This is a genomic window from Anaerosporobacter faecicola (genome assembly GCF_012070565.1).
Lineage (GTDB): Bacteria > Bacillota > Clostridia > Lachnospirales > Lachnospiraceae > Anaerosporobacter > Anaerosporobacter faecicola.
This window is the reverse complement of sequence record NZ_JAAQRO010000008.1, coordinates 136,528-155,386: the sequence shown is the minus strand read 5'-3', so window position 1 is coordinate 155,386 and position 18,859 is coordinate 136,528. Positions and strand designations below refer to the sequence as shown.

Sequence of the window (18,859 nt, the reverse complement as noted above, 5' to 3'; positions counted from 1 at the left end):
AAGGCTTGAGATTTTTTATCCATATTGTTAGGTTGGCATTAGCCAAATAGTTTTCCTAGACCATAACCTGCGCCTACAAGGATACAGATTATTAATAACACTTCACCTACTGCTTTAAACAGTAACAAACGAATTTTATGAAATTCTTCTTTTTTTGAATCATAGATGTTCATATTAACCCTCATTTCTTAAATCAATAAGTCAAACTTCTCTCGGTAAAAATTATAAGCTTAATCTTATAACAAATAAACTTACACTTCTATTAAAACATAGTTTGCGTAATTTGTTTTTAAGATATGAGTAAGATTTGATGAATTATTCTTATGAAAATCTTATGATATTCTTAAGTCTGAAAAAAAGATTGGTTCTAATACATAAATAAGGAAATACTGTCATTTATGAGTCTTTTTCTTGGTAGAAATCAATGAACTTTTGTAAAGATTCCGAAGGCTCTATGTTGGAGGCATAAGCAAAACCAACTTGACGTTTGGTTATTGGCACAACGAATGGTACCTCAATTAATGTACCAGACTTTAGTTCGTCCTGAACAAAATCTTTAATAACACATCCTACACCAAGTCCAATCTTAGCAAATTCAATTAACAAGTCCATGTTGTTGATTTCTAAAATCTTGTTCGTTTCAACATGATAGGTACGGAAATAGTTATCAATATACATACGAGTAATATTCTCTTCATCAAGAAGCATTAAGTTTGCAGATTTAAAAACATCAAAATGATCGCCCGCTTCACGAAGCTTTAGATTTTCCATGTAAGTTTTCGTTGCAACAAAGCCATCTTCAATTTCCGCAATTGGGAAGAATGAAATATTTCTTAATTGCTCTGGTTTGGCAATCAGACCAATATCGATTTTGCGGTTCTCTAGTAATTCCATGGTCTGGAAGGTTGATTGACAATCAATGGTTACCTTGATATGTGGGTATTTGGCGATAAAATCTTTTAAATAAGGAATTAAAACATATTTACAAAGAGTCGTACTGACACCAATACGAATATGTCCGATTCCTAATTCATTGATCTTTTTGATCATATCTTCGCCAAGTTGTAATGTTTCAAAAGCAGATTTGGTATGCTCATAGAGCATTTTTCCTTCATTGGTCAAATGAACGCCACGAGAGTTACGAGTAAATAAGGTAACTTCTAAGTTTTGCTCAAGTTTGCTGATTGCCTTGCTAATGGCTGGTTGGCTAATATAGAGCTCTTTTGCAGCGCGGGAGATGTTTCCTGCTTTTGCAACGCAATTAAATATTTTATAAAGAGATAAGTTCTGTTCCATAATGACCTCCGGTTTAGCAAGAAACTTGCTGAATCTATGTATAGCATAGGGTTATCACCCTTGTATCCTATTGATATAAACGTCAAAAGGTATTCTGTCCCTTGTATCTTAGTATGATATAAACGATAAAAGCTAATTCATATAGAGACAAAAGGTATTCTGTCCCTTATATCATAATATCTTATACCAATAACAGGTACAAATGCAAGTATATTTCAATAGAATTTCAGAAATTACATGTGTATAGCAAACATAACTTTTCAACATAGTAAATATGAGTAATATGTATTTCATTTATGGAAATTAGTATGCTAGAATGATACTATGATGTAAGGGAAAAAGAATTTTACTCTTATAATACGACGAAGAAAGAATCTACGATAAGTTATAACAGAATACAAGAGGAAAGGTCATATTTTTCTAGGCATAATACCTTTTGCCACGCATGCATAACATTTTTCGTAGAACAATAGGAGGAATCAATTATGGGAATGACAATGACGCAGAAGATATTAGCTGCTCATGCTGGTCTTGATCATGTATCTGCAGGACAACTGATTGAAGCAGATCTTGATTTAGTATTAGGAAATGACGTAACAGCACCAGTAGCAATTCATGAAATGGATAAAATGAATACAAAAACTGTTTTTGATAAAGATAAAATTGCACTTGTACCGGATCACTTCACACCAAACAAAGATATTAAGTCAGCAGAACATTGTAAATGTGTTCGTAATTTTGCAAAGGAAAATGACATTACCAATTATTTTGAAATTGGAGAAATGGGAATTGAACATGCCCTGTTACCAGAAAAAGGTTTGGTTGTAGCAGGAGATGTAGTAATTGGAGCAGATTCTCATACTTGTACATATGGAGCACTTGGCGCATTTTCAACAGGTGTAGGAAGTACGGATATGGCAGCTGGTATGGCAACCGGAAAGGCATGGTTTAAAGTACCAAGCGCAATCAAATTCGTATTAACAGGAAAACCAAGTAAATGGGTAAGTGGTAAAGATATCATCTTGCATATCATTGGAATGATTGGTGTGGATGGTGCATTATACAAATCCATGGAGTTTGTAGGAGACGGTATTGCAAATCTTACGATGGATGATCGCTTCTCAATGGCAAACATGGCAATTGAAGCAGGTGCTAAGAATGGAATCTTCCCTGTAGATGAACAGACAATTGCTTATATGAAGGAGCATTCTACAAAAACATTTGCCACATATGAGGCAGATGCAGATGCAGAATATGAAGAAGTTTATACGATTGACCTTTCTACATTAAAATCTACGGTTGCATTCCCTCATCTTCCAGAGAATACGAAGACAATCGATGAAGTTGGCGAAGTAGTGATCGATCAAGTAGTAATCGGCTCTTGTACTAATGGACGTATTGAAGATTTAAGAATTGCAGCGAAAGTATTGGAAGGACGTAAAGTTGCAAAGGGTATGCGTTTGATTGTATTCCCAGCTACACAGGCAGTTTATCTACAAGCAATGGAGGAAGGTTTACTGGCAACCTTTATCAAAGCAGGCGGTGTTGTATCGACTCCTACCTGTGGACCATGTCTTGGTGGACATATGGGTATTCTTGCAGCAGGGGAAAGAGCGGTTGCAACAACCAATCGTAACTTTGTAGGACGTATGGGTCATGTGGATTCAGAAGTATATCTTGCAAGCCCAGCAGTAGCTGCGGCAAGTGCAGTAACTGGTAAAATCTCTGGACCGGAAGAACTAGGTCTATAATTGGAATTGAACAGCGATGAGTAGTCGCAGAGAGGAGCAAACATGAAAGCATGTGGAACAGTACACAAATACGGTGATAATGTAGATACAGATGTAATCATTCCTGCAAGATATTTGAATTCATCGGATCCTGCAGAATTAGCAAAAAAATGTATGGAGGATATTGATGCTGATTTCGTAAATCGTGTGAAACCAGGAGATATCATGGTAGCGAATAAGAATTTTGGCTGTGGTTCATCAAGAGAACATGCACCAATCGCCATCAAAGCATCTGGAATCAGCTGTGTTATTGCAGAAACATTTGCAAGAATCTTTTATCGAAATGCCATTAATATAGGTTTACCAATCATCGAATGTCCAGAAGCAGCGAAAGAAATTGAAGCTGGGGATGAAGTGGAAATTGATTTTGACAATGGTATGATCTATGACAAGACGAAAGGAACACAGTACAAGGGACAGGCATTTCCTGCATTTATGCAAAAGATTATCAAGGCAGAAGGCTTGATTAACTATATTAATCAAAAATAATAGATAAAAAACTTCGTACAAGATAACTTGTTGCGAAGTTTTTTTATACCATTGACGATTGATCGATTATGCAATAAAATAAAACATATGTGACATGCATAAATTGACTGTATATTCATATATTGGATAGAATAAACGGAGCATTTATACAGAAATAGACATACATATAGTGGAGGTTATACAGATGAAAGAAGTAGTTTGGACGAAGTATACAGAATCAGATCTACAAGATCTTGAAAAATTAAACAAAGGGTACCGTGAGTTCCTTGATGAAGGAAAGACAGAAAGAGAATGTGTAGAAAAGACCATTGCTCTTGCAAAAGAACATGGTTATGTTGATCTTCAAGAAGTGATCGCAAGCAACAAAACATTAAAAAAAGGTGATAAAGTATATGCTACTTGCATGAAAAAAGCAATCGCATTGTTTAACATCGGAAGTGAACCAATTGAAAATGGTTTATCCATTCTAGGAGCACACATTGATTCTCCTCGTTTGGATATCAAACAGAATCCATTATATGAAGAGACTGGTTTTGCATATTTGGATACACATTATTATGGTGGAATCAAAAAATATCAATGGGTAACGCTTCCATTAGCAATTCATGGTGTGGTTGTTAAGAAAGATGGAGAAGTGATCAATGTTGTGATCGGAGAAGAGGAAAGTGATCCAGTACTATTTATCTCTGACTTATTAATTCATCTATCTGCTGAACAATTGGAGAAAAAGGCAGCAAAAGTGATTGAAGGGGAAGCTCTTGATCTTGTATTTGGCTCCATTCCTCTGAAAGATACGGAAAAAGATGCCGTAAAAGCAAATGTAGCAAAATTGTTAAAAGACAAATACGGTTTTGAAGAAGATGATTTCTTATCAGCGGAATTAGAAGTGGTACCTGCAGGAAAAGCCAGAGAAGCTGGTATGGATGCAAGTATGATTATGGCTTATGGACAAGATGACCGTGTGTGTGCCTATACTTCTTTGGTTGCCATGTTAGAAGTGGAAGATATGAAGAAAACAAGTTGTTGTTTACTTGTTGATAAAGAAGAAATTGGTAGTGTTGGTGCAACTGGTATGCAATCCAAATTCTTTGAGAATACATTAGCAGAATTGATTGATCGTATGGGAGGATTTTCTGAACTGAAATTAAGAAGATGTTTAGCAAATTCTAAGATGTTATCATCAGATGTTAGCGCTGCATATGATCCATCTTTCGCATCTGCATTTGATAAAAAGAATTCTGCTTACTTTGGAAAAGGTATTGTATTCAATAAATATACAGGAGCAAGAGGTAAATCAGGTACAAATGATGCCAATGCAGAGTATTTTGCGGGAATCCGTGCTATGATGGAAGCACATAATGTTGCATTCCAAACAGCAGAACTTGGTAAAGTAGATATGGGTGGCGGTGGAACCATCGCGTATATCTTAGCTCTTTATGGTATGGAAGTAATTGATAGTGGTGTTGCTGTATTAAATATGCATGCACCATGGGAAGTAACAAGTAAAGCCGATGTATACGAAGCAAAGAAAGGTTATGTTGCCTTCTTGAAGGAAGCGTAAGCAGATTTGTAAAGTATGAACAATATGGGAACCCCCTCATCACAATTCATGATGAATGTGATGAGGGGGTTTTTCTTGTTCGCATTACTACGACAAGATGGCGAGGGTAAGTCATTAGTCCCAGAGGCTTGGTGAATAGTTGAATGTAAATGAAAAATGAGTATAATGAAACTATACTATAGGAAAAAATGGAATATTTTGCGTTGTATTACTAGAAAGGAGATATTATCCCCATGAACCATAAGATTCAAGGTGCTGTCTTTACTGTGAAAGGCTCCTTTCGTGAAAAAAATGAAGATAATTATATTATGAATCACCATTATGGATACAAGGAAGAGATACAGATGGAAACTTCGGAAGATATTGTACTACCCGCTATATGTGCAATATGTGATGGAATGGGTGGAACTGGTTATGGAAAGGAAGCCTCTCAAGTTGTCGTACAGTATCTTGTAAAGAATGAAAAGCAGTTGCTTCATCATAAAGAGGGTCTTTCTTTTTATGAGATTGATCGGTTAATCAAGGAAGCGAATGAGAGAGTTGTAGAACTTGAAAAAGTAGGAAAAAAAACAGGTAGTACATTAGCATTGGTGTATTGTGAGAGAGAACAGATTATCTATGCGAATATAGGGGACAGTAAGATCTTTCTATTAAAAGACGATCGAATCAAACAACTATCTGAAGATCATAACCAAGCTATGATGCTTATGGAAACGGCAAAACACAAGCAATTTAAGATGCAAGAGACAATGGAGGACGATAAGCAACAGCAGAACACGAACTTTGGGAAAAATCGATTGACCCAATTTCTTGGAATTTCAAAATCGGAATTCCTCATTGAACCGCATTATGGAAGCATTCCATTTGAACCAATGCTCCTAATGCTTTGCAGTGATGGTTTGATGGAAACAATGAAAGAAGAAGATATCGAACATTTACTGAATACATATCGTAACAGGGAAGCAGATGTAATTGCAAGAAGACTTGTGGAGGAAGCAGGACGGCGTGGTTCACGAGATAATATAACGGTAATGATACTAAAGCTTTCTAAGGAGGAGGTAGTAAAAACACTACCAGATTGTGAAATCACTCAATAAAGAAGAAAAGATAGATTGTGTGAGGAAAAGAAAATGATTAGTAAGATCGTAATTGGGATTGGAATAGCATGCATAAGTTTCCTATTATGTATGCTAAGACATCGTAGAAGAAAACAGATCCAAAAACGAAACCAGGCAGCATTTGACATCATAAAGGAGGAGGCGTTATGCAATGCACTTGTCAATCCAGTATTAGATGAAAAGCAGGAAGATCAAGTACAGGATAAACGATATCACCTAGAAGATAGGCAGATGCTTCAGTTAGTGACTATACAGGCAAAGAAAAAAGTGAATTACATCTTTAGTTTAGAAAAAATTATTACTTTTGGGAGAAACCCTAAAACTTCTGATGTTTGCTTGAAAGATCCGATGGTATCGGGAATACATTGCACGATTTTTAAGAATCAACAGACGGTTTGGATTAAGGATATGGGGTCTTCCAATGGAACAATCATTAAGAGAAAAGGAAATTACTGTGTACTAGGAAATGAGGAAGCCATCGAATTGAAGAACAAAGATCTGCTTCAAATTGGCGAGGTGACTTTTCGAATAGAATTATTTTTTATTAATAAGAGATATCTATAGAGAGTGTAAACTAGTGTTTTCCGTCTGGTCACGAAAGAATGTACAGAGAGGAGAAGTACGGATTCATGAGCGTAGTATTAATGCTATATGCAGAAGGGGTGTTTTTTAAACATGTGTTGCCGTCGATTACCAATGCGGATGACTCCTTAACATTGAATAAAACCCTGTTTTCTCTGGAAGATAATTTGGAAATCGGTCTAGAAGTAGGAGATAGACAGTGGAGTTTTGTTCAAAGCAAGGATTACACGATTCGTAAAGGGGATGAAGTGTATTTTGATAAGGTATTGAAAAATGGAGATATCTTAGAAGTAATCGTTGCAGGACAGATCAGTATTAATATCATAGTTGTTGAGACGCAAGCGGTATTTCATGTCTATCAAAAATTAGATATTTCCCATAAGAGGGAAATAACAATTGGAAAAAGTCCAGACAATATGATCTGTTATGAGTCAAAGAACTATGTGTCCAGAAATCATGCAAGAATTATACGAAGAGATGGAGAGGTATTTATTGAGGATTTTAGCGCAAATGGAATCTTTGTTAATTCCCTTCGAGTAAAGGAAAAGCAGCAATTAAATTATGCAGATTGTATCGATATATTCGGTCTTCATATGGTATACCTAGGAGAGATGCTTGCAATCTCCAGTATTGATGGAAATATAGTTATAGAGCCAAAGAGTTTGTCCGAATATGTTCAGCAAGACAGTACCGTTTTGGTCGCTAAAAATAATAAGAAGAATCCGTATTTCAACCGTTCTCCACGAACGGTTTTAAAGATATACAGTGATCCTATTGAAATCGAAGGACCTCCAGCAGCCAAACATACAAAGGATCGACCACTACTTTATACGATTGGTCCTTCCTTTACCATGGCAATACCAATGATGCTTGGCTGTATGATGTCCATGTTGGCAATGAGGAGTAATGGAGGGAGATCCTCTGTTTTTATGTATACGGGATTGGTGACCGCTGCTGGTTCTGCAATCATTGGTGTAATCTGGGCATTACTGAATCTAAGATATGCCAAAAAGGAACAGAAGGAAGAGGAAGAATTACGATTCAATGCATATGGAAATTATCTTCTTAAGATGATCGATTTTATCCGGGATAAATACGAACATAACACGAAAGTTTTACTGGATGCCTATCCTGATACATGTCAGTGTGTTGCTTATGGAGAGAAAGAGGCAGCATTATGGAATCGGAATTACACCCATGATGATTTTTTGTTTGTACGATTGGGAATCGGAAGTATACCATTTCAAGCACCAATTCAGGTTCCAAAGGCCAGATTCCAGCTTATTGAAGATAAGTTAATGGAAAAACCAGAAACGATCCGTGAAAATTATAAAACGTTGTATCATGTACCGGTGGGAGTTAATTTGATGAAACATCGTTTGCTAGGAGTAGTTGGTGGAGAAAATCGGCTTGGTTGTATGAAGGCAATGCATATTATGGCAAGTCAGATTGCTGCTAATAACTGCTATACAGATGTGAAGATGGTATTCTTGTACGATCGAAAGACGGAAGATGAGAAGATGTGGGAATTTGCGCAATGGCTTCCACATGTTTGGTCAGCAGACTATAAAACTCGTTATGTAGCGTCAGATCAATTAGAGGCAAGTGATGTTTTCTATGAATTAGCCAATATATTACGAATACGTTTAGAATATAGTAGTTCTTCATTCTATTCCAAGAAAGTAGTAAAACCACATTATGTGATCTTCGTTGGAGATGTACGAATGCTGGTGGGAGAGCCAATAGCTAAATATCTTCTTGATCCAAGAGAAGAATACGGAATCACTACCATATTATTATCAGAACGCAATGAACAATTGCCCAATGCTTGTGAAGATATTCTTTGTGTTGAGGAGGAAGAAGCCGTATTCTATAACGCATTGGAGCGGAGTGGAGAAGAAGAAGGAATTAAACTTGATCAGGTAAGCTGCGAAGAGGTCGATACATTGGCTAGAAGACTTGCGAATATCAAGGTAAGTGAATTGGAGAGTAGTTCCGATATTCCATCTTCTTTAGAGTTTTTTGAGATGTATGGAATATCAAGGTTAGACGAGTTAAATGTTATAGAACGTTGGAAGAAAAATCGAACCTATGATAGTATGAAAGCATTAATCGGGAAAAAGCAAGGTGGAGCAGATTGCTATCTGGATATTCATGAAAAATACCATGGCCCACATGGGCTGATCGCAGGTACAACTGGATCTGGTAAAAGTGAAACGCTTCAAACCTATATGCTTTCCTTAGCCATTAACTTTAGCCCAGATGACATTGGCTTTTTTGTTATTGATTTTAAAGGTGGTGGAATGGCAAATCTGTTCTCTGATCTGCCACATATGATTGGACAGATATCCAATCTATCAGGCAACCAGGTGCATCGAGCAATGGTATCCATTAAGAGTGAGAATAAAAGAAGGCAAAGGATCTTTAACGAACATGGTGTGAATAACATTAATCTATATACAAGACTCCTTAAGAATAAAGAAGCGAAGATTCCTGTTCCTCATCTCTTTATTATTATTGATGAGTTTGCGGAATTAAAGAGAGAAGAACCTGATTTTATGAGAGAGTTGATCAGTGTAGCACAGGTAGGACGAAGCCTTGGGGTACATCTGATTCTAGCAACACAAAAACCAAGTGGTATGGTCGATGATAACATATGGGCGAACACAAAATTCCGCCTATGTCTGCGGGTTCAGGATCGACAGGATAGTAATGATATGCTGCATAAACCAGATGCTGCCTACATTACACAGGCGGGACGTTGCTATCTACAGGTTGGAAATGATGAGATATATGAATTATTTCAATCTGGTTGGAGTGGAGCGGTTTATGATGAAGACGCAGCACAAGTCCATACAGAGATCGCAACAATGCTCACACTAAATGGAAAGACGGCTATTGTGGGAAGTAAAACAAAGATCAAGCGTAAAGAAGATGCGAGAATTAAGTGGCTTATGTTATTAACAAAGATTTTGTGTACAGCACTTAAGGAAACTACAAGTACCCTATCGGATTGTATTCAAAATGTTGAGAAACAAAACCATCTACTTCGAGAGTCCTTTAAGCGGCTAGAAGAGGCAAAGATAGATTATCCAGATAATCCATACAATCGACAGCGTTTAGAAGAATTTTTACAGATGCTTGCTTGTTGTCCAGTTCAAACATTAGAGGAGCTTCGCCCAGAACAGATGAAGATTCTGATTCAAACCGCTTCCTTGCGAGGTCAAAAATTACCAGAGTTGAAAGAAAAGACGCAATTGGATGCTGTTGTGGAATATTTACGTTCCATTGCTGCTGATCATGGATATACCCATAACCTGCAATTGTGGTTGCCAGTACTTCCAGAATATCTATATCTGGAAGAGTTGTTTGGCTATAAGGATACCAGTTTTGCAGATATGGAATGGAAAACGACAGATAAAAAGTGGACATTAGAAGCTTACATTGGATTATGTGATGATCCGGAAAATCAGGCTCAAAATCCGGTGTGTGTTAATTTTGCAGAAAATGGGCATACAGCAATCTGTGGTACGGTCGTTAGTGGAAAAAGTACATTTCTTCAAACCTTACTCTATTCCTTGATGAATCGTTATACACCGGAGCATGTGAATGTGTATATTCTTGACTTTAGTAGCCATATGCTTGCTGCATTCGAGGAAGCAGCACATGTAGGCGGTGTGATGTTTGAGAATGATGAGGACAAGATCCGTAAGTTCTTCTGTATGATTGGCCGAATGTTAGCAGAACGAAAAAATCTGCTACAGGGAGGAAATTACAGCCAGTATGTACAAGTACATGGACGAACCATTCCATCTATTGTGATCGCGATTGATAATTATGCCAATTTTCGGGAGAAAACAGACAATGAATTTGAGGATATATTAATTCAAATATCTAGAGATGGTGCGGGGTATGGCATCTATCTAGTGATTACCTCAGCTGGTTTTGGAAGTAGCGAGATACAGAGTCGGATTGGGGATAATATTCGTACGGTATTATGTCTGGAGATGGGAGATAAGTTTAAGTATGGGGATGCTATGCGAACAATGCATTTTAATGTCCTTCCAGAAGCAGATGTAAAAGGCCGTGGACTTGTTAGCATGAATGGAAATATCTTAGAATTCCAGACTGCATTAGCAATGAAGGCAGAAGATGATTATCAAAGAGCAGAACGGATTAAAGAGCAATGTAATACTTGGAATCAGGCTTGGAAAGGTAAGACAGCCAGAAAGGTACCAGAAATTCCAGAGCGTCCATTACTTAGCAACCTTCTTGAATTGGAGGAATACCAACAGGCAATTCGAGAAAAGGATAAACTGCCAATTGGTTACAATATGGAAGATGCATCTTGCTATAGTATTCCATTACAGCAGACTTATTGTTATTTAATATCTGGACGTCCACGAACAGGAAAGACAAATGTTCTTAAGCTAATTCTATATGCCGCATATGCAAGGAAGGGAAAGATCTGTATTGTAGATGACAGCAACCTGCAATTAAGAAAAATATCCGATGAGATTGGTGCAACATATGTGACTACGGACCAGGAAATCTTTGATTACTGGAAGAATATGACCACAATTTTCGTGGAAAGAAATAAAGCAAAGCACCAATATACAGAAGATGGACTTGAAGATGAAGCAATCTACCAGAAGATGAGCAAAACGGAACCAATATTCATAATCATCGCAGATATGGAAGCATATATGAAGAGTATCTATACGCCTGAAAAGGGAGTGGGGAATATGAGTGGATTTATGGAAAATATACTGGATAAAGGCAGTCTACATAATATATACATATTTGGGTGTGTAAACCCAGAAGAAGCAGCGGCATTAAGTGGGTATCGAGCATATACGATCTTTGCAAATTACAAGAAGGGGCTACATCTTGGTGGAAATGTTGCTGGCCAACGAACGTTTAATTTCAGTAATATTCCATATATGGAACAGAGCAAAACGATGAAACCTGGTATAGCGCTTACGCCAAGTGAGGAAGACGAGAGTGTGGCAAGTAAGGTCGTGTTACCGTTAGCTAGGGGGTAAGATCAAGTGATCAATATGCTTATATGTGGTTATAAGGAAGAGGGGAGCGTAATTGAAAAGGTGGTAAGGAATACAATCACTTGTTATCATCCACAAGATTGGAATATTGATTGCTGCGAAGAGATGGAGCAAGCCAGAGAAATTCTCCAAGACAAAGAAAAGGTGGATTTTAGCTGCCTTGATCTGACAAGGGAGAATGCAATCGAACTGGCGGAATTCATGCGTAAGAAGTTCCCAGACATGGTCCTTTTGATTATTGCTGATGATACGATTTCACCCATGACATATCTAAGACCAAGTATTATGGCTGCTTCCTTATTATTACGACCGTATGAGGAACAACAACTTCACCAGGCATTACAGGAAATGTTTCGTTATGCGTTAAAGGAAATGTTGACAGAAGAGGAAGATACATGCTTCACAATGGATATTAGTGGAGAAAATTTTCAAGTTGCTTATGCCTCCATTCTATACTTTGAGTCGAGATTGAAGAAAATCTTTGTTGTAACTGGCGAAGAGGAATACGGTTTTTATGGAACAATGAATAGTTTAGAGGATGCCTTACCGGAGAACTTTGTTCGATGCCATCGTGGTTTTATCATCAACGTAGATCGAATGGAGAAAATCAATAGAAAGCAACATGTCATTATGTTAGATGATGGGAGCCAAATCCCCACATCAAGAAGTTACCAGAGAGCAATAAAGGAGAGATTGGCATGAAAGTAGAAATTATTCAACAAAAATACATCCTGTCAATGAATGAATTCGCAATATTAGCAAATCGCTGTGGAATTCATAGAGTATTTAGCTTTCTAGAAAGTCAGCATGAAACCATGGGAAAAGAAACGTTTATTCAAATATTGCATCAATTAATGAAGAAAGGGTTGGTCACTTTAGAACAGGATACATTTCAAGTGAAACAACCATTTACTTCTTATTTTGCTCAAATTAAAAGTGCCAAAGAAGCCATAACCATTGAAACCGACAAAGGGGTATATGCAGGGAAATGCTGCTATCTTTCTGATGATGACCGAATTCTTATAACGGAGTCCACAGATACAAGAGAAGATGCAATTCGAATGTATCAGGTGGAAAAGAAAGAGTTTTTGGGACGAATCCTAGAAGAAGGATACTTAACGTATGATGAACGAGATGTGGATTACAACAGAAGAACGGAAAAACGAATATTAACAACAGTAAAGTGGTGGGATCTCGTGAAGGAAACGTTAATCAGAGAAGTGCATTTTTGTTTACAAAATTCTCAATGTTTTATAGAACAGGGGATGGGAGAGCAGATGGCAAGGATACCATATGATACACAGGTACTTGTGAAATTGATTCAAGAAATGGCAGGAGGAGAAGAAGATGCTTCAGGTGGACTTATACGTACCGTCCTTAAATAAAAAATATAATTTTAATCTGAATGAGACTGCCTTAGTGGGAACGATTATAGAGGAATTAACAGAGATGATCTGCCAGAAAGAACAGTGCACATTGTTTGGAGAAGTAGGGGAACTCATGCTGGTATGCATTGAACGACAAGAAGTATTACAAAAGCAGGAAACGTTAGAACAGTATGGAATCATAACAGGAAATCGGTTGATGTTGGTCTGAGAATAAGAGATACATAAAAGCGTTATCATAAGAACGTAAACTTCACACTTACAGTATTCGAGTAAAGTAGCTCGCTAGATATAATTTTATAGTGCGAAGTTTACGTTAAGAAACCATATTGCGTGATTAACACAATAGAAATGACAGGAAGAATTGAAATACCAGACAGAATAGAAAAGACTAGAAAGAAATGCAGAGAGTAGGATACGATGTATCGACTCTTTGCACTCCTTTCTAGTCTTTTTTGGTATTAGAGGAGTGAAATTTAGCCAAAAGGATGTCATCTGTCAGGATTTGATGTCATCTGTCAGGATTTCAACAAATCATTTAACAAATGTGTTATGATACGAAGCAAGGAAAATATTAATTTGTTTTGACGGTTACATCCAATAAAAAGTAACAAATGGTAGAAAGGAATAGCAATGAAGAGAAAACAAAACACCTTAGGCGTACTAATGATCTTGATCGTTGCAATCAGTCTATGTGGTTGTGAAAAGAGTTCAAAAAATGAGGAAGTGGAGGAAATCGTAACAATGACAGAGGAACAGAAAAACTTATTAATGACACTTTGCCTTGATGATGAAGCAATCAGCAAAGGGGAACTAACAGACTGGCAAATTGAAATCTTACATCAATTTGATTATGCCAAAGAATATCTAGGGAGAAAGTATCCAAGTCATACTTTTACAATTGTAGATGGACTACAGAAAAACTATACCCAATCCTATACGAGTTTTCTGTTTTATGATGAAAATCGTGATGAATTATACAACATGCGGATTGATATTGAAGAAAAAGAAGAGGGAAATGTATATACAGCAAAAGATGATTATTATGGAGCACTGCTAAAGGAAAAGTATGAACAAGAATTGATGAAAACCATACAACAAGTATGTGATACCTGTCTCGCTGTGAACTCCAATGTGGGTACAATCTCAGGAGAAGAGGATGATGAAACCATTGATGTGAAAGATATGGTGGAGGGGAAGATTAACATTGAAAATGTAACGACAATTTTTCTTGATGGACGTGGGATAGAAGATTGTCAAGCAATGGTAGACGAAGTGAAGCAGTTTATTATAGAGAACGGAATATATGGAGAATATCATATTATAGCTTTAAACGATGTATTGGATGAAGAAGAGAGTGAAGATGGTTACATGGATTTTCTCGGACAACTATATCTTAAAAATGAAAATGTGATTCAGGCTGATTTGGAATTTATACAAGATAATAAGGAAGGAGAGAAGTAAGTATGGCAGAAAAGTTAACTAATGAACAATTACTACTACTGAATAATTTGATGTATATGAATGAGAAACCATTCAAATCAATTACAGAGTATAACAATGTATCAGTAAAAACTATAGTTAACAAAATTGAAGGTTATGATTTAGATGATAATAAAGATTATGGTTCTTTTATGACAGGAGCGGATTGGAAAGAATTAGTTGCAGCAATTAAATCAGATGAACAGTTGATGAATATGAAAATCATTGCAATCAATGAGGATTCCGCCCCAAATGGTGGAGGAGGAGTCAGTGCAGTTTTTGTTGATACGGATACCAAGGAAGCAGCAGTTGTTTTCCGAGGAACGGCTGGTCGAGAATGGGAGGATAACTTTATTGGAGGTGGGAAAACAGATACAACAGATGGTGTATCTACACCTTACCAAGAAAATGCCTTGGAATGGTATCGATCCTTAAAGCTAGAGGATTATTATGTAACGATCACGGGGCACTCCAAAGGAGGTAACAAAGCAAAATATGTAACCGTTAAAGATAATACGGTAGATCGTTGTGTGTCATTTGACGGACAGGGATTTTCTGATGATTTTTTACGTAGATACGCTCCAGAGATTCAACATAACCAAAGTAAGATTCAAAATTGTTGTGTGGAAGGGGATTTTGTTAATATTCTATTGAATGACATTGGTACGACTACATATTATAAGGGATATGATTATGGCAAAGGAGGTTTTGCGGAAAATCATTGTCCCAATACATTTTTTAATTTTAAAGAAGACGGAACATATTCTATGGAAGTAGGGACACAAGACCCTAACATGCAAGAAGTCGATAAGTTCTTGAATAGCTATTTGCGAACGTTATCCGATGAAGATAAACAAAAGACATTGTCTATGATCGGAAAGTTGGTGGAAGAAGGATTCAATGGTGCAGATATTAATAAAATCATGGATATCCTTTTAAAGGATGACAATGTGGATTATGTAGCCAGTTTGCTTGCTTACACCATCAAGTATGAACAAGCGAATCCGGAATTAATCAATGCATTAAAGAATGTACTTGATGCATCGGGATTATCCAAATTAAATGATGTTGTAGATACCGTTGTGGAAGTAACGAATTGGAAGTATTTTGACTTAGCCGCTGGTGTGGCAGGTATTGTAGCAAACCATTTACCAGGTTTTATAGAAGATAAGCTTAGAGATTTGGTAAAAGACAAACTTGGGTATGAGATATCAGAAAGCGACCTTGAAAAGTTGTTGTCGGTAATCGGGAAAACCAGCAATGATATGGGGAATGTTGAACTTAATACCAGTGGAGAAGATTTAAAGGCATTGGTTAGTCCATTCTATGAATTCTTTTCCAAGAAAAAGTTCATGGTAGAACCGAGCAAACTTCAAGAAGCAGAAAATCAGATGGAGGGACATAGAAAACAATTAGAGGAATTACAACGACAATTAGAAGAAGTGACAAAGCAATTGGATGTTGGTAAATTCCTTCCGAAAGTTCAACTTGTAGCGTTGGCAATGAGTATTAATAATGAAAGTAAGAAATGTCTCCAGATGAAAAATGCGCTCAGAAATATACGAACCAATTATACGAAATCAGAACAAAGGATATATTCAAAGGTGGTTTAGTTCTTTGAAAGGATCATGAAAGTCTAGTGTGTAGCAAATGGAATACATACTAGGCTTTTCCTATCATAACGAGCCAATGGAGGGATGGTAGAAATGACGGATGAGCAAAGAGAGTTATTGATAAAATTGTGTGTAAATGAAGAGAAAATTCGGAAAGGAGAACTGGTAGATTGGCAGATTGAGATTCTGAATCAATATAATTATGCCAGGGACTACCTAAATAGAAAGTATCCAAATCATACCTTTCGAATTGTTGATGGTCAACACAAGAATCATGAACAGAGTTATACAAGTTTTACATTTATAGATGAGGAAGAGAACCGTTATTATGATATGCGGATTGATAGAAAAGAAGTTGATAAAGATACGGGTTCGGAGAAGGTCTATACGGGAATCGATAATTATTATGGAATGTTACTACAGAAGCAATATGAAAAGGAATTCTTGAATGAGATAAAAAAAGTATGCAAACAGTGTGTTGCCGTAGATGCGTGTATGACAAGTATGAGAGGGGAAGAATTAAATGAATCGTTTGATATAAGGAGAATAATCGATGACCATTTTGAAGTAACCCATAATACCACAATTTATATTGATGGAAGAAAAGAGAATAAGCCTGAGAGATTAATAGGTAAAGTAAAGAAAAGGATTAATGAGAAGAAAATATATGGTACATACGATATATATATCTTAAGTTCATTGCCTCAGGAAGAGGAAGATTATAGAAAATTCATTGATCAATCAATATGGGAGAGAGGTATTGATACAATTATGATAAAAGAAAGTTTTACACAATTTAATGAGGAGATGGAACGATGAAATCAGGTGAATTGACAACCAAACAATTATTTTTATTAAATAATTTTATGTTCATGAATGATATAGAACCATTTACAATGATTTCTGAAAATTGTGTAAATAGTACGATTAAAGACATCATTCATAAAATACATATTTCTAGCATTCATTATAGGAATGATTATGGCAATGGTATGACAGGAGCAGACTGGAAAAAGGTAATAGAAGGAATTCGTACAGATGATAATCTAATGGAAATGAAGCTAGTAAGTACTAATAGGGGAACTTCTACTAAAATTCCAAACGGTGGTGCAGTATGTGCTGTTTTTAAACACCCTGATTCGGATGAAGGAATTGTTGTATTTCGAGAATTAGCAGATAAGTCTTGGAAAGATAATTTTGTTGAGGGAGGAAAAACAGATACAGAGGATGGGGTATCAACACCCCAACAAGAGATTGCTTTCGCATGGTATCAGTCATTAGAATTGGATCGGTATGGAATTCATAAGATTACGGTAACGGGTTTTTCATCAGGGGGTAATAAAGCTGTATATATAACCGTAATGGATAATACCGTTGATCGTTGTGTTGTATTTAACGGACAAGGTTTTTCTAATGCATTTATGATACGGTACAAGGAAGCGATTGCTTCTAAATATGAAAAAATCCAAACTATATTTGACCAAGATTATTATCGAAATCTATTCTTACATGACATTGGGCAAATTACTTATGTGAAAACCCTTTTACCGATTCACGTATTGTTACAAGAGGAAGATGGTACGTTTTTCTTAGAAAGAGTGGTACATGATCCAAAAAGGAAGGTACTGGGGACATTTCTTACCAGTTATCTTAAGACGTTGCCGACGGATCAAAAACAGAAAACATTGAGACTACTAGGAGATTTGATAGAAAAGGGAAGCAATCATGTGGATATCAATGTGATGATTAATACCTTGTTAAAAGATAAGTATGAAAATAGTATTGCAAGCTTATTAGCCTATACCATTCAATATCAACAGCTTAATCCGAAATTTGCAAAAGTACGAAAACATGTTCTTACAGCATTCGGTCTGTCATGTGTGAATAAATTCGTATCTGTGGCTATATTTGTTATGAACCTATCCTATTTTGATAAGATGCTGATCATGGGTGGATCGTATGTATATATGTTACCAGAAATTGTGAAGGAATTAATTATGGCTTACATCGAAATGATATTTGGCTTTGAATTTTCAAACAGTAATTTTAACAGGATTCTCTCTGTTATTGTTCGTGCGGGAATTTTGATGCCTGTTATGGATATCGCTGTTCTTGATGGAAATGGAGATGACATTGAACGATTATTACCTACCTCTAGCCTATTAAAGGATAACCTCCTTGTTGCTCCAGACAAATTACAAGAAGTAAAGGAACAAATGGAGAAGCATAGAAAACAATTAATAATTCTAAAACAAAAACTTGAGGAAGTAGCAACGCAATTAGATCTGGGAAATCTGGTATCCTTGTCACAATTGACGAAGCTTGCAAATGAAGTGGAGCGAGAAAAAAGCGCCTGCACACAGATGAATATGGAACTTAATTCAATCCAACAGAATTGCCTTAAATCGGAACAGAAAATATATGAAATGATCAATATTACAGTCTGAAAAATGGAAATAATAAACAAAAAGATGTCATCT

General features: G+C 36.4%; 15 protein-coding genes. 13 read left to right on the top strand and 2 right to left on the bottom strand.

Annotation, left to right across the window (positions count from 1 at the left end):
• Positions 1-38: 38 nt before the first annotated feature.
• Positions 39-173, bottom strand: coding sequence for a hypothetical protein (locus tag HBB17_RS20605; RefSeq protein WP_274380754.1), 135 nt, complete (start codon positions 171-173; stop codon positions 39-41).
• Between the two features lie 223 nt (positions 174-396).
• Complete coding sequence (locus tag HBB17_RS03905; RefSeq protein WP_167955919.1) at positions 397-1,296, bottom strand: LysR family transcriptional regulator; 900 nt, start codon at positions 1,294-1,296, stop codon at positions 397-399.
• Positions 1,297-1,781: 485 nt separating this feature from the next.
• Here HBB17_RS03905 and leuC point away from each other — a divergent pair, with 485 nt between their 5' ends.
• The 13 genes from leuC to HBB17_RS03840 all read left to right on the top strand — a co-directional run bounded on the left by leuC (position 1,782) and on the right by HBB17_RS03840 (position 18,826).
• On the top strand, positions 1,782-3,047 hold the full coding sequence (gene leuC, locus HBB17_RS03900; protein WP_167955917.1) for a 3-isopropylmalate dehydratase large subunit: 1,266 nt from the start codon (positions 1,782-1,784) through the stop codon (positions 3,045-3,047).
• 42 nt (positions 3,048-3,089) lie between these two features.
• Positions 3,090-3,575 (top strand): 3-isopropylmalate dehydratase small subunit, encoded by a 486-nt coding sequence (gene leuD / locus HBB17_RS03895; protein ID WP_167955915.1) that lies wholly within the window; start codon positions 3,090-3,092, stop codon positions 3,573-3,575.
• Between the two features lie 184 nt (positions 3,576-3,759).
• Positions 3,760-5,136 carry an aminopeptidase gene (locus tag HBB17_RS03890; RefSeq protein WP_167955913.1) on the top strand — a complete coding sequence of 459 codons (1,377 nt, stop codon included), beginning with the start codon at positions 3,760-3,762 and terminating at the stop codon, positions 5,134-5,136.
• A 233-nt stretch (positions 5,137-5,369) separates the two neighbouring features.
• Positions 5,370-6,233, top strand: a complete 864-nt coding sequence (locus HBB17_RS03885; protein ID WP_167955911.1) for a PP2C family protein-serine/threonine phosphatase — start codon at positions 5,370-5,372, stop codon at positions 6,231-6,233.
• A gap of 33 nt (positions 6,234-6,266) precedes the next feature.
• Entirely contained in the window at positions 6,267-6,818 is a 552-nt protein-coding gene (locus HBB17_RS03880) for an FHA domain-containing protein (RefSeq protein WP_167955910.1), read from the top strand.
• A 65-nt stretch (positions 6,819-6,883) separates the two neighbouring features.
• Positions 6,884-11,881, top strand: coding sequence for a type VII secretion protein EssC (gene essC, locus HBB17_RS03875; protein ID WP_167955908.1), 4,998 nt, complete (start codon positions 6,884-6,886; stop codon positions 11,879-11,881).
• Positions 11,882-11,896: 15 nt separating this feature from the next.
• Positions 11,897-12,601: a LytR/AlgR family response regulator transcription factor gene (locus HBB17_RS03870; protein ID WP_238483668.1), complete on the top strand. Its 705-nt coding sequence runs from the start codon at positions 11,897-11,899 to the stop codon at positions 12,599-12,601.
• Positions 12,598-13,284, top strand: a complete 687-nt coding sequence (locus HBB17_RS03865; RefSeq protein WP_167955904.1) for a hypothetical protein — start codon at positions 12,598-12,600, stop codon at positions 13,282-13,284. The genes HBB17_RS03870 and HBB17_RS03865 overlap by 4 nt, the downstream gene beginning before the upstream one ends.
• Positions 13,247-13,495 carry a hypothetical protein gene (locus tag HBB17_RS03860; protein ID WP_167955902.1) on the top strand — a complete coding sequence of 83 codons (249 nt, stop codon included), beginning with the start codon at positions 13,247-13,249 and terminating at the stop codon, positions 13,493-13,495. Before HBB17_RS03865 ends, HBB17_RS03860 begins: the two co-directional genes overlap by 38 nt.
• 422 nt (positions 13,496-13,917) lie before the next feature.
• Entirely contained in the window at positions 13,918-14,748 is an 831-nt protein-coding gene (locus tag HBB17_RS03855; RefSeq protein ID WP_167955900.1) for a hypothetical protein, read from the top strand.
• 2 nt (positions 14,749-14,750) lie between these two features.
• Positions 14,751-16,379 carry an Mbeg1-like protein gene (locus HBB17_RS03850; protein WP_167955898.1) on the top strand — a complete coding sequence of 543 codons (1,629 nt, stop codon included), beginning with the start codon at positions 14,751-14,753 and terminating at the stop codon, positions 16,377-16,379.
• Between the two features lie 93 nt (positions 16,380-16,472).
• Positions 16,473-17,198 (top strand): hypothetical protein, encoded by a 726-nt coding sequence (locus tag HBB17_RS03845; RefSeq protein ID WP_167955896.1) that lies wholly within the window; start codon positions 16,473-16,475, stop codon positions 17,196-17,198.
• Entirely contained in the window at positions 17,195-18,826 is a 1,632-nt protein-coding gene (locus tag HBB17_RS03840; RefSeq protein WP_167955894.1) for a DUF2974 domain-containing protein, read from the top strand. Before HBB17_RS03845 ends, HBB17_RS03840 begins: the two co-directional genes overlap by 4 nt.
• Positions 18,827-18,859: the final 33 nt, after the last annotated feature.